Annotated in this window: 20 protein-coding genes; 16 read left to right on the top strand and 4 right to left on the bottom strand. The window is 69.5% G+C overall.

From position 1 onward, the window contains the following. Positions 1-2 precede the first annotated feature (2 nt). Together ACT54X_RS19655 and ACT54X_RS19660 are read right to left on the bottom strand one after the other, a co-directional pair. Positions 3-1,499 carry an amidohydrolase family protein gene (locus ACT54X_RS19655; protein ID WP_294365879.1) on the bottom strand — a complete coding sequence of 499 codons (1,497 nt, stop codon included), beginning with the start codon at positions 1,497-1,499 and terminating at the stop codon, positions 3-5. After that, a complete protein-coding gene (locus ACT54X_RS19660) occupies positions 1,496-2,428 on the bottom strand; it encodes an alpha/beta hydrolase (protein ID WP_294365882.1) in 933 nt (310 codons plus the stop codon). Before ACT54X_RS19660 ends, ACT54X_RS19655 begins: the two co-directional genes overlap by 4 nt. 231 nt (positions 2,429-2,659) lie before the next feature. Here ACT54X_RS19660 and ACT54X_RS19665 point away from each other — a divergent pair, with 231 nt between their 5' ends. Genes ACT54X_RS19665 through ACT54X_RS19700 form a run of 8 tightly spaced genes read left to right on the top strand, consistent with a single transcriptional unit; the run spans position 2,660 to position 10,747 of the window. Beyond that, positions 2,660-3,847 (top strand): aromatic ring-hydroxylating oxygenase subunit alpha, encoded by a 1,188-nt coding sequence (locus ACT54X_RS19665; RefSeq protein ID WP_294365884.1) that lies wholly within the window; start codon positions 2,660-2,662, stop codon positions 3,845-3,847. Next, complete coding sequence (locus ACT54X_RS19670; protein ID WP_294365887.1) at positions 3,847-4,533, top strand: isochorismatase family protein; 687 nt, start codon at positions 3,847-3,849, stop codon at positions 4,531-4,533. Before ACT54X_RS19665 ends, ACT54X_RS19670 begins: the two co-directional genes overlap by 1 nt. Next, on the top strand, positions 4,530-5,516 hold the full coding sequence (locus ACT54X_RS19675) for a carbon-nitrogen hydrolase family protein (protein ID WP_476348017.1): 987 nt from the start codon (positions 4,530-4,532) through the stop codon (positions 5,514-5,516). The genes ACT54X_RS19670 and ACT54X_RS19675 overlap by 4 nt, the downstream gene beginning before the upstream one ends. Next, complete coding sequence (locus ACT54X_RS19680) at positions 5,513-6,433, top strand: NAD(P)-dependent oxidoreductase (RefSeq protein WP_294365891.1); 921 nt, start codon at positions 5,513-5,515, stop codon at positions 6,431-6,433. Before ACT54X_RS19675 ends, ACT54X_RS19680 begins: the two co-directional genes overlap by 4 nt. Next, on the top strand, positions 6,405-7,307 hold the full coding sequence (locus ACT54X_RS19685) for a LysR family transcriptional regulator (RefSeq protein WP_294365894.1): 903 nt from the start codon (positions 6,405-6,407) through the stop codon (positions 7,305-7,307). The genes ACT54X_RS19680 and ACT54X_RS19685 overlap by 29 nt, the downstream gene beginning before the upstream one ends. Continuing rightward, positions 7,297-8,781, top strand: coding sequence for an FAD/NAD(P)-binding protein (locus ACT54X_RS19690; RefSeq protein WP_294365897.1), 1,485 nt, complete (start codon positions 7,297-7,299; stop codon positions 8,779-8,781). The genes ACT54X_RS19685 and ACT54X_RS19690 overlap by 11 nt, the downstream gene beginning before the upstream one ends. Before the next feature lie 8 nt (positions 8,782-8,789). After that, entirely contained in the window at positions 8,790-9,839 is a 1,050-nt protein-coding gene (locus tag ACT54X_RS19695; protein ID WP_294365902.1) for a ring-opening amidohydrolase, read from the top strand. After that, the gene (locus tag ACT54X_RS19700) at positions 9,836-10,747 is read left to right on the top strand and encodes a polysaccharide deacetylase family protein (protein ID WP_294365903.1); all 912 of its coding nucleotides are present in this window, start codon (positions 9,836-9,838) and stop codon (positions 10,745-10,747) included. Before ACT54X_RS19695 ends, ACT54X_RS19700 begins: the two co-directional genes overlap by 4 nt. Positions 10,748-10,781: 34 nt before the next feature. Here ACT54X_RS19700 and catB read toward each other — a convergent pair whose 3' ends face one another. Together catB and ACT54X_RS19710 are read right to left on the bottom strand one after the other, a co-directional pair. Next, positions 10,782-11,411: a type B chloramphenicol O-acetyltransferase gene (gene catB / locus ACT54X_RS19705; RefSeq protein WP_476348021.1), complete on the bottom strand. Its 630-nt coding sequence runs from the start codon at positions 11,409-11,411 to the stop codon at positions 10,782-10,784. A 199-nt stretch (positions 11,412-11,610) separates the two neighbouring features. After that, complete coding sequence (locus ACT54X_RS19710) at positions 11,611-12,498, bottom strand: LysR family transcriptional regulator (RefSeq protein ID WP_476348023.1); 888 nt, start codon at positions 12,496-12,498, stop codon at positions 11,611-11,613. Positions 12,499-12,621: 123 nt separating this feature from the next. Between ACT54X_RS19710 and ACT54X_RS19715 the strand changes: the two genes are divergently transcribed. The 8 genes from ACT54X_RS19715 (at position 12,622) to ACT54X_RS19750 (ending at position 22,680) form a co-directional block, all read left to right on the top strand. Then, a complete protein-coding gene (locus tag ACT54X_RS19715; protein ID WP_476348025.1) occupies positions 12,622-13,608 on the top strand; it encodes a Bug family tripartite tricarboxylate transporter substrate binding protein in 987 nt (328 codons plus the stop codon). Between the two features lie 4 nt (positions 13,609-13,612). After that, positions 13,613-14,929 (top strand): FAD-dependent oxidoreductase, encoded by a 1,317-nt coding sequence (locus tag ACT54X_RS19720; RefSeq protein ID WP_476348027.1) that lies wholly within the window; start codon positions 13,613-13,615, stop codon positions 14,927-14,929. Between the two features lie 47 nt (positions 14,930-14,976). Beyond that, entirely contained in the window at positions 14,977-16,185 is a 1,209-nt protein-coding gene (dapC, locus tag ACT54X_RS19725; RefSeq protein WP_476348029.1) for a succinyldiaminopimelate transaminase, read from the top strand. A gap of 45 nt (positions 16,186-16,230) precedes the next feature. Continuing rightward, on the top strand, positions 16,231-17,064 hold the full coding sequence (gene dapD, locus ACT54X_RS19730; RefSeq protein ID WP_017760573.1) for a 2,3,4,5-tetrahydropyridine-2,6-dicarboxylate N-succinyltransferase: 834 nt from the start codon (positions 16,231-16,233) through the stop codon (positions 17,062-17,064). Positions 17,065-17,144: 80 nt separating this feature from the next. Continuing rightward, on the top strand, positions 17,145-18,299 hold the full coding sequence (locus ACT54X_RS19735) for a PilT/PilU family type 4a pilus ATPase (protein WP_294365913.1): 1,155 nt from the start codon (positions 17,145-17,147) through the stop codon (positions 18,297-18,299). Positions 18,300-18,561: 262 nt separating this feature from the next. After that, a complete protein-coding gene (gene dapE, locus ACT54X_RS19740; protein WP_354322423.1) occupies positions 18,562-19,731 on the top strand; it encodes a succinyl-diaminopimelate desuccinylase in 1,170 nt (389 codons plus the stop codon). Further along, positions 19,724-20,611 (top strand): 50S ribosomal protein L3 N(5)-glutamine methyltransferase, encoded by an 888-nt coding sequence (gene prmB / locus ACT54X_RS19745; RefSeq protein WP_476348032.1) that lies wholly within the window; start codon positions 19,724-19,726, stop codon positions 20,609-20,611. The genes dapE and prmB overlap by 8 nt, the downstream gene beginning before the upstream one ends. Continuing rightward, positions 20,608-22,680, top strand: coding sequence for an ABC-F family ATP-binding cassette domain-containing protein (locus tag ACT54X_RS19750; protein ID WP_476348034.1), 2,073 nt, complete (start codon positions 20,608-20,610; stop codon positions 22,678-22,680). The genes prmB and ACT54X_RS19750 overlap by 4 nt, the downstream gene beginning before the upstream one ends. Positions 22,681-23,036: the final 356 nt, after the last annotated feature.

Genomic DNA, 23,036 nt, shown 5'->3' on the forward strand with positions numbered 1-23,036 from the left:
GGTTATCGGGAGAGGGGAAATGGGGAACGCTCGGCCGCGGCCAGGGCCAGCACGCGGCGCACCGCGTCGACCACCGGCCCGCCCGCGCTGCGACGGGCGAAGACCTCGTGACGAAAGCGCTCGGCCGCCTCGGCGATCTCGTCGCGCAGGGCGGCCTCGTCGACGCCGGTGGCACGGCCGTCGGCGAACGCCACGCGACCGTCGACCACCACGGTGTGGACGGCGCTGCTGGTCGCGGCAAAGCACAGTTGGCGGCGCGGGTCGTGCAGCGGCACGAAGGCCAGGTCGCGCGCGTCAAGCAGCGTGATATCGGCGACCCGGCCCACGGCGATCTCGCCGGCGATGGCGGCGTTGCCCATGGTGGCGGCGCCATCTGCCGTGGCCATGCGCACGAGCCGGGCGGCGTCGGGCGGGGGGTTCGAGGCACTGGCGTCGAGCTTGTGGATCAGCGAGGCCATGCGCAGGCTGTCGAGGTAGTCGACGCTGTCGCCAGTCGCGGCACCGTCGGTGCCGATGGCGACCTCCACGCCCGCGGCCAGCAGCCGCCCGACCGGGCACCGCCCGCTGGCCAGCTTGAAGTTCGACAGCGGGTTGTGCACCACGCGCGCGCCTCGCCGCGCGATGCGTTCGATGTCGGCATCGGTCAGCCACACGGCGTGGTTCATCGCCATTTGCGGGCCGAGCAGCCCGGCCTCGTCGAGCACTTCGATGAAGCTGCAGCCGTACTGCTGCTGTGCGGTGACGGCCTGGGTGCGGGATTCGAGCACGTGCATGTGCACCGGCACCGCGTGTGCCGCAGCGGTGTCGGCCACGCGGCGCAACAACGCGGGCGTGCAGCGCTGCGGGCCGCGCGGACCCAGCGACAGGCCGAGCCGCGAATGGCCGCGCGCCGACAGCGCATGACGGGCGCGATGGAACACATCGAACTGCGCGTCCAGCGCGCGCGGTGGATTGGCGTCCAGGCGCGCGCTCAGGCCATGGTCGAACACCGAGCGCGCAAACGGCAGCCCGTCGAGGTAAGCCCGGTCGGACAGCGTCACCGCCACCCGGGCGCGAAGGCCTGCATCGTCGTAGGCATCGAGCACGGCCTGCAGAGCCTCTTCATCGCCACCGGGGTTGAGGAAGTCGTCATGCAGCGCGGCCACCCCCGAGCGCAGCGAACGCAGCGCCAGCATCATGGCGCGCAGGTAATGCCAGCGCACGGGAATGGCGTCGCCGCCCAGCGGCGGATAGGCCAGTGCCAGCCAGACTTCGAGCGGCTCGCCATCGCAACTGCCCTGTTCGAACATCTCGTTCGAATGCGCATGCGCATTGACGAAGCCCGGGAAGGCAATGAGGCCGCTGCCGTCCAGGTCCGCTGGGCCGGGCGGCCCTGCAATGCTGCCAGCCAGGCCGATCGAGCGGATCACGCCACCCTCGATGCCGATGTCCACGCGCGGCGCATCGGCCGGCGCGTCACCGGGCCGAACATTGCGAAGGCTGCGCAGCGCCAGCGTCATGCGGCGCTTTGCGCGGGCGCGATGGCCCTCGCCACAAAGGCACGCATCTGCGAATCGGGAGCGTTGAACTCCAGCGCCGCGTCGAAATGCGCGCGGCCCTCGATGGGCAGCAGGCGGCTGTGGGCGCCCAGGCTCTTAAGCCGCCAATGCAGCGCCTGCGCCTGCCGAACGAACTCCGGCGACTCTTGTTCACCGACGGCAACCAGCACGGGTGGCAGCGTCGGCCGTTGCGCTGCGTGGGCCAAGGCTTCGAGTGTCAGCAATGGGCTGCAGGCGACGGCCTCTTCCGGCGTGAAGCCCAGGGTGACCTGGGGAATGCTGCGCGCCAGCGGCCGCAGGTCGTACATGCCGCCGAGCAGCAGCAGCGCACGCATGCGGCCCGCCCACGGGCGCGCTGTCACGGCCGCCGACAGGGCCAGGTGCGCGCCCGACGAATGGCCGGCCAGGGCGATCGCTGCCGGATCGATGCCCAGGGCCTGCGCCTGCGCGACGACCGTGGCGATGGCCGCTTCCACCTCCGCCACGATGGCCGGCAGACTGCTCTGGCCAAGCGCGGCGAAGTTGATGCCCACCCAGGCCATGCCTTGCCGCATGCAGGCATCGGCCCAGAAGGCCGTCTCGCGGCTGGTGTTCAGGCGCCAGCGGCCGCCGTGCACGAAGACCATCGCCGGCACCGGCCCCGGCGCACCGGGCGGCAGGAAGACATCGACCCAGCCATCGTCGCCAGCACTGAATCGATGCGTGGCATGCCCGATGCGGTGCGCGAAGGCGTCGGCCGACAGCGCGCGCAGGGCGGCCAGGTCGTCGGCATTGCGGGCCGCGCTGTTGTTGTCGTACTGCGCCGCCAGGGCCGCATCGCTCAGGGAGGGCGGCTCGATGAAAGGGTTGGGCGCGAAGGCATGCATGGGCGCTGCGGCCGCAAATTCCATGCCCCGAGGTCCTTTGGCCAAGCCGCAGGACCGTGCTTCGCGGCAGCCATCCGATCTTCCTTTGAAGCTTCCCTGCGAAAAAGTCTGGACATAGCTGATGCCTATGGCTGACCTGCGCCCCGGCCGAAGGCTCGCAATCGGGCCCAGCGGATGGCATGCGCTTTGCTGCGCGCCAAAGCGGCGCAAAGAGGCCGCCATAGGCCCTCTCAATGTTCTGCAGGATGGATTCCCATGGACGCGATCTTCGATTCGACCCGTTACGACAACGTTCGAAAGCCTCTGCTGCAGGCGCATGGCCTGCCGGCCGATTGCTACCACGATGCCCGCTTCTTCCAGCGCGAACTGGGGACCGTGTTCGCTCGCAGTTGGCTGATGGTGGGCCGTGCCGATCGCATTCCGAACACCGGCGACTTCTTCACGCATGACCAGGCGGGACTGTCGCTGGTCATCCTGCGGGACCGCGAAGGCGACATCCGCGCCTTCGTCAATGCATGCCGGCACCGTGGCGCCCGGCTTCTCGACGTGCCCGCAGGCCAGGCTTGCGGCAACGAGCGCGCCATCGTCTGCCCCTACCACGCCTGGAGCTACAACCTCGAGGGCGAGTTGCGCGGCTGTGCCGGCATGGAGGCGACACAGGACTTCGACCGGGCCGATTTCCCTCTGGTCGCCGCGCGCGTCGGCGTCAGCGACGGCTTCATCTGGGTCTGCCTCGACGACGGCGCGCCGCCGCTGCTCGAATGGTTGGGCGAGTTGCCCGACCGGCTGGCGATGTACCAGCTCGGCGACATGGTGGCCACGCGCATCGTCACGCACGATGTGGCCTGCAACTGGAAGGTGTGGGTCGAGAACTTCATGGAGGGCTACCACATCCCGACGGTGCACCGCGCGACCATCAGCAGCCACAAGGCCGTCAATCATCCCGAGGAGCCGAGCGGCAACGGCCAGTACACGGCCATCTTCGAGCAGCACGACGGCACGCTCGCCCTGCTCGACGGCGACACCGGATTCGCCCCCATCGAGAGTCTGCACGGCGAGTCGGTGCGCGGCAGCCGCTTCATGCTCGTCTACCCCGGCACCATGCTCGCGCTGACCATCGACACGATGTGGTCCTTTCAGTGCCTGCCGATGGGGCCGGAGCAGACGCGGATCGTCCACACCTCGATGTTCCCGCGCTCGCGCGTCGCACAGCCCGACTTCGAAGAGGTCGCACAGCGCTACTACAAGCGGCAGGACCGCGTGGTGGCCGAAGACAACGCCATCTCGGTGCAGCAGCAGCGCGGCCTGCGCGCCGGCATCGTGCATCCCGGGCGCTTCGCGGCCAAGGAGCGCATCGTTCATGCACTGGACAACTGGGTCCTCGACCGCGTGCTTGCACCCGCGCAGACCGCCACCATCCATCCGCTGAAGCGGAGCGCCTGATGGACGGCACCCTCGCCATCGACGCGAGACCCGGCGCGGTGCAATGGCGCACGGACGAGACCGCGCTGATCGTCGTCGACATGCAGAACGGCTTTCTCAAGCCGGGCGGGTACTTCGACAACGTGGGCTACGACCTGGCGCATGCGCCGCGCACCGTGGCGCAGGTGGTGGCCGCCGTCGCGGCGGCGCGGCGGGCCGGCGTGCAGGTGATCTTCATCCAGAGCGGCTTCGACGCGATGCACCTGTGCGTGGGCGGCGCCACCGCGCCGGTGTGGCACAAGTCGGAAGCGCAGGTGCTGATGCGCGAGCGGCCCGAGCTGGCACGCCGGCTCATCACCGACGGCACCTGGGACTACGAACTGGTGGACGAGATGGCGCCGGCCGCCGACGAGCCGGTGATCCGCAAGTCCCGCTACAGCGCCTTCGCCGGAACCAGCCTCGACCAGTTGCTGCGCGCGCGGCGCATGCGCAACCTGGTGTTCTGCGGCGTGGCCGCGAACGTCTGCGTGGAGACCAGCCTGCGCGACGCCTACGGCCACGAGTACTTCGCGCTGCTGCTGGAAGACGCGACGCACCATGCCGGGCCCGACTTCCTGCGGCAGGCGACGCTGTGGAACGTCGAGCGCTTCTTCGGCTGGGTGGCACCGATTTCGGCATGGCAGCGCGCCACCGGGGCCGCACGATGAGTGCCGCCGGCAAGATCATGGCGGGGCGCGAGAGCGTGCGCGTGGCCATCGTCCAGACACCCCCCGTCTTCCTCGACCTCGAGCGCTCCATCGACAAGGCCTGCCGCAAGATCGCCGAGGCGGCCGCGGGCGGCGCTTCGCTGGTGGTGTTCAGCGAAAGCTGGCTGGCCGGCTATCCCTACTGGGACGAAGGCTGGAACAGCGATTCGCACGCCTGGATGGACGTGCGCAGCCGCTTCTTCGACAACGCCCTGCTGATCCCCAGTGCGCAGAGCCAGCGCCTGTGCGAGGCGGCGGCGCAGAGCGGCGTGACGGTCGTCATCGGCTGCAACGAGCTCGACGCCCGCCCGGGCGTGCACACGCTCTACAACACGATGCTCACCATCGGCGACGACGGCCGCATCGTCGGCAAGCACCGAAAGCTGCGGCCGACCTTCGTCGAATCGGCCTTCTGGGGCCAGGGCGCGGGCGACGACCTGTATGTGCACGAAACGGCCGTCGGCCGCGTGGGCGGGCTGATCTGCGGCGAGCATGTGATGACCCTGGCCCGGGCCCGCATGATTTCGCAGGGCGAAGACTTCCACATCGCGCTCTACCCCGGCGCGTTCAACGTGTGGAGCGGCCCGAAGATGCAGGTGGAAGACCCGGACGGCAGCCACTTCATCGGCTATGCCTCGTGCCGCGCGCATGCCAACGAGGCCGGTGCTTTCGTGGTCTGCGCGGTCGGGCTGATCGACGAGGCGTCGATTCCTGCCGACTTTCCGATGCGCGATTCGCTCAACATCTCGTACGCGCGCGGAGGCAGCATGGTGATCGCGCCGGCCGGCGTGCCGCTGGTGGGCCCGGTGTATGGCGACACCATCGTCTATGCCGATTGCCCGGCACGCATGATCAAGCTGTCGAAAGCCATCATCGACACCAACGGGCACTACGGGCGGCCCGACGTGCTTTCGCTTCGCTACCACCCCGAGGAGCGCACATGACCTCGCCCACCGCCGGCGAGGCCGCGGACGGCCCGGTGGGCGACGCACCGCCCGCCGAGCGCACGCCCGTGCTGCTCATCGGCCTGGGCACGATGGGCCTGCCGATCGCGCTGCGGCTGCATGCAGCCGGCGTCCCGGTCTGGGGCATGGACCGCCAGCCGGAACTGCACGATGCGCTGCCCGGCGGCCGGGTCTTCACGGCCGGATCGGTGTGCGACGCGGTGCGCGCGTGCCGCGCCGCCGCCGTCATCACCTGCGTCAGTGACGAAGCCGCGCTGCAGCGCCTGTGGCAGGCACCGGGCGGGTTGCACGAGGCGCTCGTGCCTGGGCTCTGCGTCGTCGACCACACGACGACCTCGGTCCCCGCGGCGCGGCAGTTCGCGGCCGACGCCGGGCAGGCTGGCGCCATGTGGGTCGATGCGCCGCTTTCCGGCGCTGCCGCGGGGGCGCGCGCGGGCACGTTGTCGGCCATGCTCGGCGGCGAGCCGGGTGCGGTCGCGCATGTGCGCCCGCTGCTCTCGGCCTACTGCGCCACCCTCACCCACCTGGGCCCGGCCGGTGCAGGCCAGGCGGGCAAGCTGACCAACCAGATCGCCATCGCCGGCATCAACGCCGGCCTGCTGGCAGCCACGGGCTTTGCGGCCCTGCAGGGCCTGGACCTCGCACGCTGCTTCGATGCGATAGCCGCCGGCAGCGCCCATTCCGTGCAGATGGCCCAGCACCGCGCGGCACTGACGCGCGCCCCGGCCGACAGCACCTTGTTCGACTGGCTTCGGCGCGACCTGGCGCTGGTGCTGGAACACCTTCCCGTCGACGAGGCTGCTGCGACGCGCGGCGCCCCGCAAGCCCTGCACGACCGGCTCCACGCCCTGAACCGAATGCTTTTCGATGGAACTGCGGCACCTCCGTTACTTTGAGGCGATCGCTGCGACCGGGAACGTTACCCGCGCCGCCGCCACGCTCCACATCTCGCAGCCCTCGCTGAGCCAGGCCATCAAGGAGCTGGAAGCCGAGGTGGGCATGCCGCTGCTGGTGCGGGGGCCGCGCGGCAGCGTGCTGACCGAGGCCGGGCGGGAGTTCATCAAGCATGCCAGCGACATCCTGGAGCGTGTGTCGGCCGCGCGCGATGCCAGCCGCCGCGCCGCGCATGGCGCCGCCGGCCAGCTGGTGGTGGCCGTCACGGGCTCCAGCGTGTTCGACGTGGTGCCCGAGCTGATCCGCCAGGCCGCCGAGCACATGCCGGAGGTCTCGCTGCGGCTGGTCGAGATGCTGACGGACAAGCAGATCGAGGCGCTGTACGCGCGGCGCGTCGACGTCGCCATCGGCCGTGCCCTGCGCAACGAGCCGGGCCTCACCTCGCGCGTGATCGCCAAGCGCTCCTTCATGGTCGCGGTGCACGTGCGGCATCCGCTGGCGCGGCAACGCAGCATCACGCTCGACGACCTGCGCAACGAGCCGCTCATCACGCCGCAGCGTCGGCTCGGCCCCGGCTTCCATGCGCAGCTGATGACGCTGCTCACGCGCGCCAAGCTCAACCTGCAGATCGCGCACGAAGTCACCCACATGCCCACGGTGCTGGGCCTGGTGGCGGCCGGCCTGGGCCTGGGCATCGTCAGCGACGAACTGCGCGACCTGGAAGTGCGGGACGTCGTCTACCGGCCACTGCTCGAAGGCCACGACGCCCTCGAACTGGCCGTGTCCTGGCGTCTGGACAACCCTTCCGTGGCGCTGGCGCAGTTCGTCGGCCTCTGTCGCAACCCTTCTTCCCTGGAGATTCCCCATGCCCTCTGACTCGCTCGAGGCCCTGAGCGCGCGCGTGCAGCGCGACCTGAGCTACCTGGCCTACCCCGCCAAGCCCTGGGTGCTCGACTTCGACGCCGCCCGGCTGCGCGCGATGGGCGTCGACGTCGCGCCCGAGGCGGTGCTGCACTGCGCCATCGTCGGCGGCGGGCAGTTCGGCCTGACCATCGCGCATGGCCTGCGGCGCGAATGCGTCGACCGCGTGCGCGTGTTCGAAAGAAACCCGCGCGGCCTCGAAGGACCATGGATGACCTTCGGCCGCATGAAGATGCTGCGCACGCCCAAGGACCCGACCGGCCACGACCTCGGCAACGCCAGCCTCACCTTCCGCGCCTGGTACGAGGCGCAGCACGGCGCCGATGGCTGGGAGCAGCTCTTCCGCATCAGCCGCCCGGACTGGCAGGCCTATCTGGGCTGGTACCGCGAGGTGACCGGCATCGACATGGTCAACGAGGTCGAGGTCACGGCCGTGGAGCCCTGGCCCAGCGCAACCGACTGTCAGCTGTTCAGGCTCACGGTCCGAGGCAGGGACCGGGTCGACACGGTGTGGGCCCGCACCGTGGTCTTTTCGGGCGGCGCGGAAGCGTCGGGCGGCCATGTCGTGCCCGACTTCATCAGCGAGCACCTGCCCAACAACCTCTATGCCCACACCAGCGACTGGCCGATCGACTTCCGCCGATTCGAGGGCCAGCGGGTCGGCCTGCTCGGCTCCGGCGCGGCGGCCTTCGACGCCGCCATCGCCGCGCTGGAGGCCGGCGCGCGCGAGGCGGTGCTGTGCTTTCGCCGCCCCGCCCTGCCCCGCACCAACCCGCGGCGCTGGATGGAGTTCGCCGGCTTTCTGGCGCACTACCCCGAGCTGTCCGACGACCAGCGCTGGGCCTACATGCAGGAGCTCTACCGCATCGGCCAGCCACCCCCGGTGCCGACCTTCGACCGCGCGGTCAGCCTGCCCGGCTTCGTCATGAAGGCGTCGACGCCCTGGCTGGCCGTGCGCGAAGACGCGGGCCAGGTGCTGGTCGACACGCCGCAGGGCCAGGAGCGCTTCGACTTCGTCTTCGCGGCCACCGGCGCCTTCGTGGACCTGGCGCAGCGGCCGGAGTTCGCCGGGCTGCTGCCGTACGCGGCGCTGTGGGCCGACCGCCATGTGCCGACCGCGGCGAAGGCCGAACCTCGGCTGGGCCGCTTCCCCTACCTCGGCCGCTTCGGCGAGTTCACCGAAAAGACGCCAGGCTGCGCACCCTGGCTGGACCACCTGTTCACGACCACGCGGGGCGCGACGCTCTCGTTGGGCCCCAGCGCGGCATCGAACAGCAACATCAAGTACACGGCCCCGCGCGTGATCTCCGGCGTGACGCGCGCACTGTTCCTGGACGATGCCCCCGAGCATGGCCGCCGCTTCGCGACGGCCAACCACGACGAGCTGGCACCGGACAAGCTGCAGGCCATGATGGGCCAAACCGCCTGAAGCGTGCGATGACCGAAGTCCACTGGTTCGACATGGCCCACCCGGCCGACTACGCCGGGCTGCAGGCCTTGATCGGCGATGCCGATTCGGTGGCGCGGCTGGCGGTGCTGGTCAAGACCGAGGGCCACACGGCCACCAACGACTTCGCTCGGCAACTGTCGCGCACCGCGCTGGATCCGCTGCTGACGCCCTGGACTGTGGCCGGACGCGCCGTCGCCGTGCTGGCCAATGGCTGCGAAGGCGTGGCGACCCCGGGCGGCTATGCGCTGATCGAGCGCCGCTCCACGCAAGCGCATGACGGCCCGGGGCTGCGCCTGGGCATCGCGCGTTCGGCCGCGCTGCCACCGGCTGTCGTCGGCGAGCCCGAAGCCATCGATGCGGTCGCCGACTGCGTAAGCGCCGCCTGTGCCGACGCCGGCCTCGCTGCGGACCAGGTCGCCCTCGCCATCCTGAAATGTCCGACGCTGCTCGCCAGCCGCTGTGCCGGCTCGCCGCACCGCAGCGACCAGCACCGGGGGCGCGCCATCGCGGCGCTCGGTGCGGCGGTGGCGCTGGGCGAGATCGAGCGTGCGCGCATCGGGCCCGATGCGATCGCGAACGATCCGACCCTGCGCAGCGCCAAGGCGATGACCTTTGCTGGCCCGGAACAGGAATGGGTCGAGGCCGTCGTGCTGGGCCATACGAACGATGCGACCGGGCAAGGCGGTGCATTGCGCCTGGGCGTCTGTCATCCCCATGACATGCTCGACGCCGCCAGCATCCGCCGGCTGGCCGTGGCGCTGGGCCTGCGCTTCGACGAAGCCGGCGAACTGACCGAGCCCGAGCGCCTGCTGGCCGTCTTCAGCAAGGCCGGGCCGACCCCGGACGGCCAGGTGCGCGGCGCCCGCACCGGCATCTTCACCTCCGCGTACTCGCCGGACAGCCACATGCGGGCGGCGCAGTCGGGCCTGCTGGGCAGTCTGTTCGGCAGCACGCGCTTCTTCGTCTCCGGCGACCCCATCCAGCAGGCCCCACCGGGCGGCGGCGTGGTCGCCCTGATCGTCAAAGGCCGGACATGACCGAACCTGCTTCGCCCCTGCGCACCCTGCCCACGCACGGGCGCTACGACTATTCGCCCATCGTCGAACGGCCGACCTACGAATGGCCCAACGGCACGCGGCTCGCGTTCTATGTCGCCTTGAACATCGAGGCCTTTCCCTTCGGCGAGGGCATGGGTCCCGAGCTGAACCCACGCCAGCCCGAACCCGATGTGGTGAACCACACCTGGCGCGACTGGGGCAACCGCGTGGGCATCTGGCGGCTGCTGGAACTGCTCGACGAGTTCGACCTGCCCGCCAGTGCCTTGCTCAACACCGCGATCTACGACAGCTGCCCACAGATCGCCCATGCGTTGCGGCGGCGCGGCGACGAGATCGTGGGTCACGGCCACACCAACGCGGAGCGCCAGGCCGAAATGGATGCGGAGGCCGAAGCGCGCATGATCGAGAACGTCACCGCCCGGCTCCGTGCCGAAGAAGGCAAGGCGCCGAAGGGATGGATGGGACCGTGGGTCAACGAAACCCCGCGCACGCCGGACCTGCTGGCGCGCAACGGCTACGCCTACGTCATGGACTGGATGATGGACGACCAGCCCGTGATGCTGCGGACCGCGCACGGCCCGCTGGTGGCGCTGCCCTATGCCCGGCCGACCAACGACATCACCGCCCTGCATGGCGCGAAATGGACGCCCGAGGAATGGGCCGACATGCTCATCGACCAGGTGGACGAGATGCTGCGCCAGTCACGGCGGCAGCCGCTGATCTTCAATGTGTCGTTGCATCCCTATTTGATGCACGCCTTTCGGCTCAAGCACCTGCGGCGATTCTTCGAATACTTGGCGACCGTGCGCGATCAGCTGTGGGTGGCGCGGTGTGCGGATATTGCGCTGTTTGCCAAAGCGGAAATGGAGGGGTTGGGTGTCAGATGATTCGCAGTGCAGCCATGAGATGCCGATTCGGGAGTCACACCCCTGACCGCCAATGTTCATGAAGTCCTTGGATGTCTCCTGAGCAAAGCAGGGGCATGGCGGCTTCGATGGCGGGCAGAGGCCAATCCCACCACTGCATTTCAAGCAACATCTCAACCTGTTCCGCTGGGAAGCGCCTGCGAATCTCCTTGGCGGGGTTCCCCGCCACGATGGCGTAGGGCGCCACGTCCCGGGTGACAACCGCCCTGCTGCCGATGACAGCGCCATGCCCGACGGAAACCCCTGGAAGGATCATCGCTTCGGCACCGATCCACACGTCGTTGCCGATCACCGTATTGCCGGCCGGAATGAAAGCATCTCGTGCGGACGCAAAGGCAGGCTCATGCTGCATGTAGAAGAACGGGTATGAGGACGCCCAGTCCGCCCGGTGCCCTTGGTTCCCTGCCATGATGAAGGAGGCCCCTGAGCCGATGGAACAGAAGCTGCCGATGATGAGCTTGTCCACATCGTCCCGGTCCGGCAGGAGATAGCGCGCGCAGTCGTCAAAGCTGTGCCCGTGGTAATAGCCCGAGTAGTAGCTGAAGCGCCCGACTGCAATGTTGGGGTTCGTGACCTGCTCGCTCAGCAGCCTGCCTTTGAAGGGACTCTCGAAGAAGTTGCTCATGCGCGCGAGTTTGCATCACCGCCACGCGCGGCTGAAAGACCGTGGTAGGCCTGTCGCCGTCAACAGCGTGCAACCGTGTAGGGCGACATTCAGGCAGGGAGGCTCTTGCGAAATGAGAGGCGCCGATCGCGCACGGCCCATCCAAGCCGGATGGGTGCCCAAGGCCAATCGAGAACACGGCCCGGCTCGCCGCACGGGCTCACCGCTTTTCTCTGAGTTGCTCCCTCACCAACCCCACCAACGCGTCCCCCAAGCTCGACGCCGGCATCGCCCCGTGCCGCACCGCCAGCACCGGCTGCGTCGGCGCCGCCGCAATCGGACGCCACCCCAGCAGCTCGTTCTGCCACGCCCGCGCCGTCAGATCATCCACGAGCGCAACGCCAGCCCCGCTGGCCACCAGCGCACAGGCCGCCTGGCCCGAGCGCACCTCGATGCGTGAGGCCGGCGACTGTCCCGCCTTCTCCACCGCCCGGCGCATCAGCTGCCCTTGCGGCGTGTCCTCGCTGAAGGCGATGAGCGGTTCGCGCAGCAGGTCGGCCATGCGCACGGTGCGGCGCTGAGCAAAGGCGTGATCGGCCGGAAAGACGCAGCCCATCGTCCAGTGCCCCAGCGTCTGCGCCGTGAGCAGCGGATGCGTGACCGGCAGCGTGCAGATGGCGATGTCGGCCTCGTGGTGCACCAGCTGGCCAACCATTTCCCGGGCACGCAGTGTCTCCATGTAGAGCTGCGCCGACGGAAAGCGCTGCGACAGCGCATGCAAGGCCCCCGGCACCAGTTCCAGCCCGGCGCTGGGGCTGCACAGCACGCGCAGGCGCAGGCCGGTGCCGTCGCGCAGGGCCTGGGCGCGCGTCTCGATGCCGCGCACGCCGCGGTAGACAGACTCGACCTCCTCGTACAGCGCCTGCGCCTCGGGCGTCGGCCTCAGCCGGCCGCGGCCACGCTCGAAGAGCTTGAGGCCCAGCTGCAGTTCGATGTGCGACAGCATGCGGCTGATGCCCGGCTGCGACACGTGCAGCAGCCGCGCGGCATCGGTGATGGAGCCGGCCAGCATCACGGCGCGGAAGACTTCGATCTGGCGCAGATTCATGGGCGGCGAATGGGCTGCTCTTGCATAACGACATGTTATGCAGATCGCGCGTCTTGGTATTTCACGACAAGCGCGCAAGCGGCCATGATCCCGGCCGTAGCGAAAGACGGAGACACGCAGTTCATGACCATTCGATTCACCCGCCGGGCTGCGCTCGGCTGGCTCGCCGCCTCTGGCGCGGGCGCCCTGCCCTTCACCACCCACGCCCAGGCCGATTGGCCCACCAAGACCGTGCGGATCATCGTGCCCTTCGCGCCCGGCGGCGGTGCGGACAGTTCGGCCCGCGTGCTGGGCGACCTGTTGTCGCCACTGCTCGGCCAGGCCGTGATCGTCGAGAACAAGCCCGGCGCCGGCAGCGCCATTGGCGTGATGGCAGCCGCCCAGGCGCGCGACGGTCACACGCTGCTGATGGCCAGCAACAGCATGGTCATCAACCCCGCGCTCAACCCGCAGATCGGCTACGACCCCATCGCCGACTTCGACGCGGTGGGCATGGTCTCCGACCAGCCGCTGGTGCTGGTGGTGCCGGCCAGCTCGCCCATCCGCTCGATGCAGGAGCTGGTGGCACAGGCCAAGGCCAAGCCGGGGCAGTTGAGTGCCGGCAACAGCGGCACGGGCACGCTGGCGCACATCGCCTCGGAGATCTTCGCGGGCCAGGTGGGCGCGGAGATCGTGCCGGTGGCCTACAAGGGCGAAAGTGCGCTCATGCCCGACCTGATCAGCGGGCTGCTGGGCTTCGGCTTCCTCAACCTGCCGAGCGTGGCGCCGCACATCAAGGCGGGCAAGCTGCGGGCGCTCGCAGTGTCGTCGTCGCAGCCGGTGGCCGACCTGCCGGGTGTGCCGACGGTCAAGTCGCTGGGCTATCCGGCACTGGAGGTGCGCGGCTGGGCCGCCCTGCTGGCGCCGCACGGCAGCATGGCGCCGGCCGGGCTGGCACGGCTCGAAGCCGCGCTGGCCAAGGTGCTGGCCTCGGAGACGGTCAAATCCAAGTTCGCCATGCTCAATGTGGAGCCGGTGGTGATGGACCGCCAGGCCACCGCCCGCTTCCTGCAGGCCGAGACGCGCCGCTATGCCGACATCGTGAAATCGCGTGGAATCAAGGCAGGCTGAGTCGATGACGCTGACGACGACGAAGCCCGCCGACGCCCTGCCGGCCATCGAGGCCGACGTGCTGGTCTGCGGCGGCGGCGTGGCCGGCACGGTGGCCGCAGTGGCCGCCGCACGCCAGGGTGCCCGCACCGTGCTGATGGAGCGCTACGGCTTCCTCGGCGGCAACGCCACGGCCGGGGCCGTCGCCCAATTCAACAGCTGGCAGACGGCTGCCGGCCGCCGCGTGGTGGCCGGCCTGGCGCAGGAGGTGGTGGAGCGCCTGCGCGACTACGGCGGCGCGGGCGAGCACCACAGCTTCGTCATGTCCACCGGCCACCGGATGGACCGGGTCGAATACGCGCCCGAGCTGCTCAAGCTGGTGCTGGACGACCTGGTGCGCGAGGCCGGCGTGCAGCCGCTGCTGCATGCCACGCTGCTGGATGTGCAGCGCGAGGGTCGACGCATCGCCTCGGCGCGTGTGCTGACCAAGGGCGGCCCACGCACCATTCGACCACAGGTGCTGATCGACACCTCGGGCGACATGGACGCCATGAAGCACGCCGGCGCCACCTTCCTCGAACTGGGCGACGGCGAGGCCCTGCAGCCCGCGACCATGATGTTCCGCTTCGGCCCGATCGACTTCGCGCGGCTCGACGCCTTGAGCAGCGAAGAGAAGGAGGCCATCGCGCGCCGCGGCTTCGAGCAGGGCGAGCTGGCCCGGGCAGCGCTGCATCTGGCTCGCGATCCCTTCTCCGACGACGGCTGGTTCAACATCAGCCGCCTCGGCATCGACGCCACCGACCCCATGGCCCTGGGCCGGGCCGAGATCGAAGGCCGCCGCCAGGCCTGGCGCGCCGCGGCCTTCCTGCAGCGCGCACTGCCGGGCTGCGAGCGGGGCCGGCTGCTGAATTTCGGCACGCAGGTCGGCATCCGCGAGACCCGGCGCGTGGCCGGCGGCCATGTGCTCACCGCCGAGGAGCTGCTGCGGCCCGAACCCTTCGCCGACGCCATTGCCGCGGGCGCGTACCCCATCGACATCCACCCCGCCACGGGTGGTGGGCTGACCTACCGCTCGCTGGGCGAGGAGCATGCCTACCGCATCCCGCTGCGCAGCCTGATCCCGCGCGGGATGGACAACGCCCTGGTGGCCGGCCGCGGCATCTCGGCCACCCATGAGGCGCTGGCCGCGGTGCGGGTGATGACGATCTGCATGGCGATGGGCCAGGCGGCGGGCACGGCGGCGGCGTTGGCGGTGCGCGCGGACGGTGGGGCCGACCTGCGCGCCATCGACGTGCAGGCCCTGCGGCGCCAGCTGCTGGCCGACGGCGCCTGCCTGGCCTGACACGGCCAGGCGCGCTGGATGTCGGCCTCCCCCGATAATCCGCGCCCATGAATCCCCTGCTCGACAGGCTGCAGCCCTATCCCTTCGAACGGCTGCGGCAGCTCTTTGCTGGCGTCACGCCCAGCACCGCCTTCTCGCCCATCAGCCTGGGCATCGGCGAACCCAAGCATCCCACCCCGCCCTTCATCAAGCAGGCCCTGATCGAGGGCCTCGACTCCCTCTCCGGCTATCCGGCCACGGCCGGCGACCTGAAGCTGCGCACCGCCTTCACCAATTGGCTGCAAACGCGCTACGGCCTGGCGCTCGATCCGGCCACGCAGGTGCTGCCGGTCAACGGCTCGCGCGAGGCGCTGTTCGCGCTGGCGCAGACGGTGGTCGACAGCAGCCGCACCCCGCGGCCCATCGTCGTCTCGCCCAATCCCTTCTATCAGATCTACGAGGGCTCGGCCCTGCTGGCCGGCGCCGACGTCTGGTACGCACCCAGCGACCCGGCCCGCAACTTCGCGGTGGACTGGGACAGCGTGCCGGCCGAGGTGTGGCAGCGGACCCAGCTGGTGTACGTCTGCTCGCCCGGCAATCCGACCGGCGCCGTGATGCCGCTGGAGGAATGGCGCAAGCTCTTCGCGCTCTCGGATGAGCACGGCTTCGTCATCGCCTCGGACGAGTGCTACAGCGAGATCTACTTCCGCGACGAACCGCCCCTGGGCGGACTGGAGGCCGCGGCCAAGCTGGGCCGCGATTTCCGCCGGCTGATCGCGCTCACGTCGCTTTCCAAGCGCAGCAACGTGCCCGGCCTGCGCAGCGGCTTCGTCGCCGGCGACGCCGAGATCATCAAGCGCTTCCTGCTCTACCGCACCTACCACGGCAGCGCCATGAGCGGCCTCGTGGCCGCCGCCAGCATCGCGGCCTGGGGCGACGAGACCCATGTGGTGGACAACCGCGAGCAGTACCGCCGCAAGTTCGCCACCGTCACGCCGATCCTGGAGTCGGTGCTGGATGTGCGCCTGCCCGACGCCAGCTTCTACCTGTGGGCCGGCGTGCCCGCAGCCTGGAACGGCGACGACGCGGCCTTCGCCCGCGCCCTGTACGCTCAATACAATGTGACGGTGCTGCCCGGCAGCTACCTGGCGCGCGAGGCGCAAGGCAGCAATCCCGGCCGCGGCCGCGTGCGGATGGCCCTGGTGGCCGACACCGCCGAATGCACCGAAGCCGCGCGCCGCATCGCCGAATTCGCCACCCAGGCACCTTCGGCCTGAGCCGCGCCCCACTTCTTCTCGCCTCTCCCTTCGAGTCCGAATCCAATGACCCAGCAACTGCAACAGATCATCGACGCCGCGTGGGAAGACCGCGCCGCCCTCTCCCCCAGCCAGGCCCCCAAGGAAGTGGCCGACGCGGTCGAGCATGTGATCGTCCAGCTCAACAACGGCAGCCTGCGCGTGGCCACCCGCGAAGGCGTGGGCCAATGGACGGTGCATCAGTGGGTCAAGAAGGCCGTGCTGCTGTCCTTCCGCCTGAAGGACAACGAGCAGATCCAGGCCGGCAGCCTGGGCTTCTACGACAAGGTGCAGACCAAGTTCTCGCACCTGTCGGCCGATGAGCTGAAGCAGGCCGGCGTGCGCATCGTGCCGCCCGCCGTCGCCCGCCGTGGCAGCTACATCGCCAAGGGCGCGATCCTGATGCCCAGCTACGTCAACATCGGCGCCTACGTGGACGAAGGCACCATGGTCGACACCTGGGCCACCGTGGGCAGTTGCGCCCAGGTGGGCAAGAACGTGCACCTTTCGGGCGGCGTGGGCCTGGGCGGCGTGCTGGAGCCCCTGCAGGCCAACCCGACCATCATCGAGGACAACTGCTTCATCGGCGCCCGCTCCGAAGTGGTCGAAGGCGTGATCGTCGAAGAGAACTCGGTGCTGGGCATGGGCGTGTACATCGGCCAGAGCACGCCGATCTTCAACCGCGACACAGGCGAGATCAGCTATGGCCGCGTGCCCTCGGGCAGCGTGGTCATCAGCGGCAACCTGCCCAAGAAGACCAAGTCGGGCCAGGACTACAGCACCTACGCCGCCATCATCGTCAAGACGGTGGATGCGCAGACCCGCTCCAAGACCAGCCTGAACGACCTGTTGCGCGACTGACCTGCCGGGCAGCGGCCGCCTGCGGGCGGCCTTTTTCTTGCAAGCCCCACCACCACACGCCGTATTACTCTGGAGCCGCCATGGGAACGATGGAGCGCATTCTTCGACTGATGGCCGAACGCCAGGCCTCCGACGTTTACCTGTCGCCGAAGGCTGCCGCGCTGATCCGCATCAACGGCCAGTGCATGCCGATCAACGGCCAGATCCTGCCCGTGTCGGCGCCGCTGGAGCTGCTGCGGGAGATCATCGACGAGAAACGCATGGCCGAGTTCGAGCGCACCGGCGAGCTCAACACCGCCGTGCCGCTGCGCGACGTGGGCAGCTTCCGGGTGAGCGCGATGCGCCAGCGCGGCAGCTGCGCCGTGGTGGTGCGCTTCATCCCCGTGACCGTGCCGCCCTTCGACACGCTGGCGTTGCCGCCGGTGCTCAAGACGCTGGTCATGGAGCGCCGCGGGCTGATCCTGATGGTCGGCGCCACGGGTTCGGGCAAGTCGACCACGCTGGCCTCGATGCTGGACCTGCGCAACGAGAGCACGCCCGGCCACATTCTCACCATCGAGGAGCCGATCGAGTTCGCCTTCCAGAACAAGAAGTCGGTGGTCAACCAGCGCGAAGTGGGCCACGACACGGCCACGCTGGAGACCGCCCTGAAGAACGCGCTGCGCCAGGCGCCCGACGTGATCCTGATCGGCGAGATCCGCGACCGCGAGACCATGAGCGCCGCGCTGGCCTATGCGCAGTCGGGCCACCTGGTGCTGGCCACGCTGCATGCCAACAACGCTTACCGCGCGCTCAACCGCATCCAGAGCTTCTACCCGCTGGAAGTGCGCTCGACGCTGCTCAACGACATGGCCAGCGGCCTGCGCGCCGTGATCGCCCAGCGCCTGCTGCGCACGCCGCAGGGTGCGCGCGTGCCGGCGGTGGAGGTGATGCTCAACACGGCGCTGGTGCGCGACCTGATCGAGCGCGGCGACTTCGACGGCATCAAGGACGCCATGGAACACTCCATGGCCGAGGGCTCGCAGACCTTCGAGGAAGCGATCGCCCGGCTGGTGCTGGAGGGCAAGGTCAGCCGCGACGAGGCCCTGGTGCACGCCGACTCGCCCGCGAACCTGATGTGGCGGCTGCAGAACGAAAACCGTCCGCGCGAGCCCGGCAAGGCCGAGCCCCCGCTGATGCAGCAGACCGAGGCGCCGACGTTCACGGACATCACGTTGGATGTGCATCCGGGGTGATGAGCGTTCACCCCCCATGCCGCTTCGCGGCTCCCCCCTCTCTGGCGCCTTCGGCTTGGAGGGGGGCGCACCCAGAGGCCTGGCGAAGCCAGTTCCTCGGGTGCTCTGGGGTGGCCTGCTCCGCGGCCTTCTGATGACTCGATAAATTGCGGCTTCTGGCGCTTTCGTCCGCGCGCCGGATCGCTCGCGCCAAGGGCCTGTGCCCTAACCATTTTTTCGGGGACACCAAAGCTCATGGCGTCCCTTTCTTTCCGCCATTGCCATGACCCGAACCCTGCAACTCGCCGAAGAACTGATCGCCTGCCCTTCCGTCACGCCCGAGGACGCGCAGTGCCAGCAGATCCTGGGCGAACGCCTGGCCCCATTGGGCTTCACGCTCGAGACCATCGCGAGCGGGCCCGACGACTTCCGCGTGACCAACCTGTGGGCGGTGCGCGGCGCGCCGACGGCGCCGACGCTGGTCTTCGCCGGCCACACCGACGTGGTACCCACCGGGCCGCTGGAGCAGTGGACCAGCCCGCCCTTCACCCCGACGCATCGCGACGGCAAGCTCTACGGCCGCGGGGCCTGCGACATGAAGAGTTCGCTGGCGGCCTTCGTCGTCGCCATCGAGGAATTCCTGGCCGCCCATCCCGACCCCACGCTTCGCCTGGCCCTGCTGCTGACCAGCGACGAGGAAGGCCCCGGCGTCGATGGCACGGTGGTGGTCTGCAATCAGCTGGCGGCGCGGGGCGAGCGGCTGGACTACTGCATCGTCGGCGAGCCCACCTCGGTCAGCCGCTGCGGCGACATGATCAAGAACGGCCGCCGCGGCACCATGAGCGGCAAGCTGACGGTGCATGGCGTGCAGGGCCACATCGCCTATCCGCACCTGGCGAAGAACCCGGTGCATGCCTTCGCGCCTGCACTGGCCGAGCTGGTGGCCATCAATGCCGCCGGCGGCTGGGACCCAAAGCCCAACCCCTACTTCCAGCCGACCAGCTGGCAGATCAGCAACATCCATGCGGGCACGGGTGCGAGCAACGTGATCCCGGGCCATGCGGTCATCGACTTCAACTTCCGCTTCTCCACCGAGGTCACGGCCGAGGCGCTGCAGCAGCGCGTGCAGTCGGTGCTGGATGCGCACGGCGTCGAATACGACCTGAAGTGGACCATCGGCGGCCTGCCCTTCCTGACCACGCCGGGCGCGCTGGTCGAGGCCGTGCAGGCGGCCATCCGCGACGAGGCGGGCATCGAGACCGAGCTCTCCACCAGCGGCGGGACCAGCGACGCCCGCTTCATCGCCAAGGTCTGCGCGCAGGTGGTGGAGCTGGGCCCGGTCAACGCCAGCATCCACAAGATCGACGAGCACATCGAGGTCGCGGCCATCGAGACGCTCAAGAACATGTACCGCCGCACCATCGAGCGGCTGGAGGCCGTCGCCCATGTCTGAAGACGCCGCCCTGACGGTGATGGCCCTGGTGCACGAAGCCGAGCAGCGCCTCGCCCAGGCCGGCGTCGCCTTCGGCCACGGCACCACCAACGCCTTCGACGAAGCCGCCTGGCTGGTGCTGTGGCGCCTGCGCCTGCAGCTGGACCAGTTGGACGAGAACGCCGAGCGCACCGTCGCGCCCGGCGCCGCGGCGCAGGTGCGTGCGCTGGTCGACGAGCGCATCGCCACCCGCAAGCCCGCCGCCTACCTCACCAAGGAGGCTTGGCTGCAGGGCGTGGACTTCTACGTGGACGAGCGCGCGATCGTGCCGCGCAGCTTCATCGCCGAACTGCTGGCCGATGCCAGCATCGACAACTGGCTGGGCGAGCACACGCAGCGCGTGCTGGACCTGTGCACGGGCAACGGCAGCCTGGCCGTGCTGGCCGCCCTGGCCTGGCCGGAGGTGCAGGTCGATGCCGCCGACATCTCGCCCGAGGCGCTGGAAGTGGCGGCCATCAACGTCGCGCGTCATCAGCTCGATGCCCGCGTGCGTCTGCTGCAGTCCGACGGGCTGGCAGGTGTCGATGGCGTGTACGACCTGATCCTGTGCAACCCGCCCTACGTCAACGCCGCCAGCATGGCCGCGCTGCCGCAGGAATACCGCGCCGAGCCCGAACTGGCGCTGGCCGGCGGCGCCGACGGCATGGACTTCGTGCGCCGCCTGCTCGCCGATGCCCCCACCCGCATGAGCGAACACGCCGTGCTGGTGCTGGAGATCGGCAACGAGCGGCCTTTCTTCGAGGCCGCCTTTCCCCACCTCGAGGCCGTCTGGCTCTCGACCAGCGCCGGCGACGACCAGGTGCTGCTGCTGACCCGCGACGCCCTCGTCGCCCACTCATGATCATCCTGAACAACGTCGTCCTGCGCCGCGGCACCAAGGTGCTGCTCGACAGCGCGAGCGTCACCCTCAACCCCGGCGAGAAGGTCGGTCTGGTCGGCCGCAACGGTGCCGGCAAGTCCACCCTGTTCGCCCTCCTCAATGGCACCCTGCACGAGGACGGCGGCGACTTCAGCATCCCGAAGCAATGGCGCATGGCCCAGGTGGCCCAGCACATGCCCGAGACGGAAGACTCGGCCACCGACTTCGTGGTGGCCGGCGACACCCGCCTGGCCGAGGCCCGCGCGGCCCTGGCCACCGCCGAGGCCCTGCACGCCGCCAACCCCGACGATGCCGATGCCGGCATGGCCCTGGGCCAGGCCTACAGCGACATCGCCGATGCCGGCGAGCACGACGCCGTGCCGCGGGCGCAGGCCCTCATCATGGGCCTGGGCTTCAAGCTGCACGAGCTGGACCGGCCGGTCAACAGCTTCTCCGGCGGCTGGCGCATGCGCCTGCAACTGGCTCGCGCGCTGATGTGCCCCAGCGATCTGTTGCTGCTGGACGAGCCCACCAACCACCTGGACCTGGATGCCCTGGTCTGGCTCGAAGCCTGGCTGCAGAAGTACGACGGCACCATGCTCGTCATCAGCCACGACCGCGAGTTCCTGGACGCCGTGACCAACGTCACCGTGCACATCGAGCAGGCCAAGCTGACGCGCTACGGCGGCAACTACAGCAAGTTCGAGGACATGCGCGCGTTGCGCATGGAGCAGCAGCAGATCGCCCACGAACGCCAGCAGGAAAAGATCGCCCACCTGCAGAAGTTCATCGACCGCTTCAAGGCCAAGGCCAGCAAGGCCAAGCAGGCGCAGAGCCGGGTCAAGGCCCTGGCCCGCATGGAACGCGTGGCGCCGCTGCTGGCCGAGGCCGAGTTCACGTTCAGCTTCAAGGAGCCGGCCAACCTGCCCAATCCGATGCTCAGCATCACGGATGCGAGCTTCGGCTACATGCAGGAAGACGGCAGCGCCACCACCATCCTGTCGGGCGTGAGCCGCGGCGTGCTGGCCGGCCAGCGCATCGGCATCCTGGGCGCCAACGGGCAGGGCAAGTCCACCTTCGTGAAGACGGTGGCGCACGACCTGCCGCTGGTCTCCGGCACCGTGACCGAAGGCAAGGGCCTGGCGATCGGCTACTTCGCCCAGCAGGAGCTGGACGTGCTGCATAAGACCAGCAACCCGCTGGAGCACATGGTGCGCCTGGCGCGCGAGCTGGGCTCCGCCGCGCCGGCCGCCCGCACCGAGCAGGACCTGCGCGGCTTTCTGGGCAGCTTCAACTTCAGCGGCGACATGGTCAAGCAGCCGGTCGGCACCATGAGCGGTGGCGAGAAGGCGCGCCTGGTGCTGGCCATGATGGTGTGGCAGCGCCCCAACCTGCTGCTGCTGGACGAGCCGACCAACCACCTGGATCTGGCGACACGCGAGGCCCTGGCCATGGCGCTGAACGAGTTCGAAGGCACGCTGATGCTGGTGAGCCACGACCGCGCCCTGCTGCGCACCGTGTGCGATGAGTTCTGGCTGGTGGGCCGTGGCGAGGTGCGCGACTTCGACGGCGACCTGGACGACTACCAGCGCTATCTGCTGGACGAATCGAAGCGATTGCGCGAAGAAGCCAAGCAGGCGAATGCGGCGGAGGTGGCCGCGTCCGCGGCCGCCGCAGCGCCTGCTCCTGCCAAGGCTGCGGTGCCGATGGCATCCGCCACAGCACCCGTCGCGACCGCTTCTCCTGCCACCGTGTCGACATCGGCGGCACCCGCCGTGGACGGCCGTACGCAGCGTCAGAACGACGCCCGCGAGCGCCAGCGCCTAGCCGAGCAGAGTCGTCCGCTGCGCAAGGAATTGGCAAGTCTCGACCAGCGCATGGCCCAGGCCAACGCCGAGAAGAGCGCACTGGAAGCGCGCCTCGCCAGCCCGCTGCCACCAGCGGAGATCGCGGAAGCCGGCAAACGCCTCAAGCAACTCGGCGACGAGATCGAGGCCATGGAGGAGCGCTGGCTGGAACTGTCCGAGGCGCTGGAAGGTATCGGGTCCTGAGCCTCGGGGCGTTGCGGTTTGTCCGCCAGTAGGCTCGCGGTGAGGGCGTGCCGTGGTCGCGCCATGAGCCTGTCGTCAATTCCCCGCCGAGGCCCGTGGCGCGGCTGATTCGTCGGCGGGTGTCTTTGGAGGTCGGTTCGTGGGCGCTGGAGGCTCCGCCGGCCCCGGCCCGCCCGGCCCGCCTCGCCCACAGCCTGCGCCGCTCGCTGAACGCTCGCGGAACCTGCGGTGCTCGCCGGATGAGCGCGCGGCGTAACTCGCTCCGCGCTTCGCGCTGCGTGGAGTGAACCCCTGCGGCTGGACCACAGAGGTGGCACAGAACTAAGCTGCTTGCCGGGCGAGTTGATCTTCGAATT

Source organism: Pseudacidovorax sp. DMC4 (assembly GCF_056314265.1).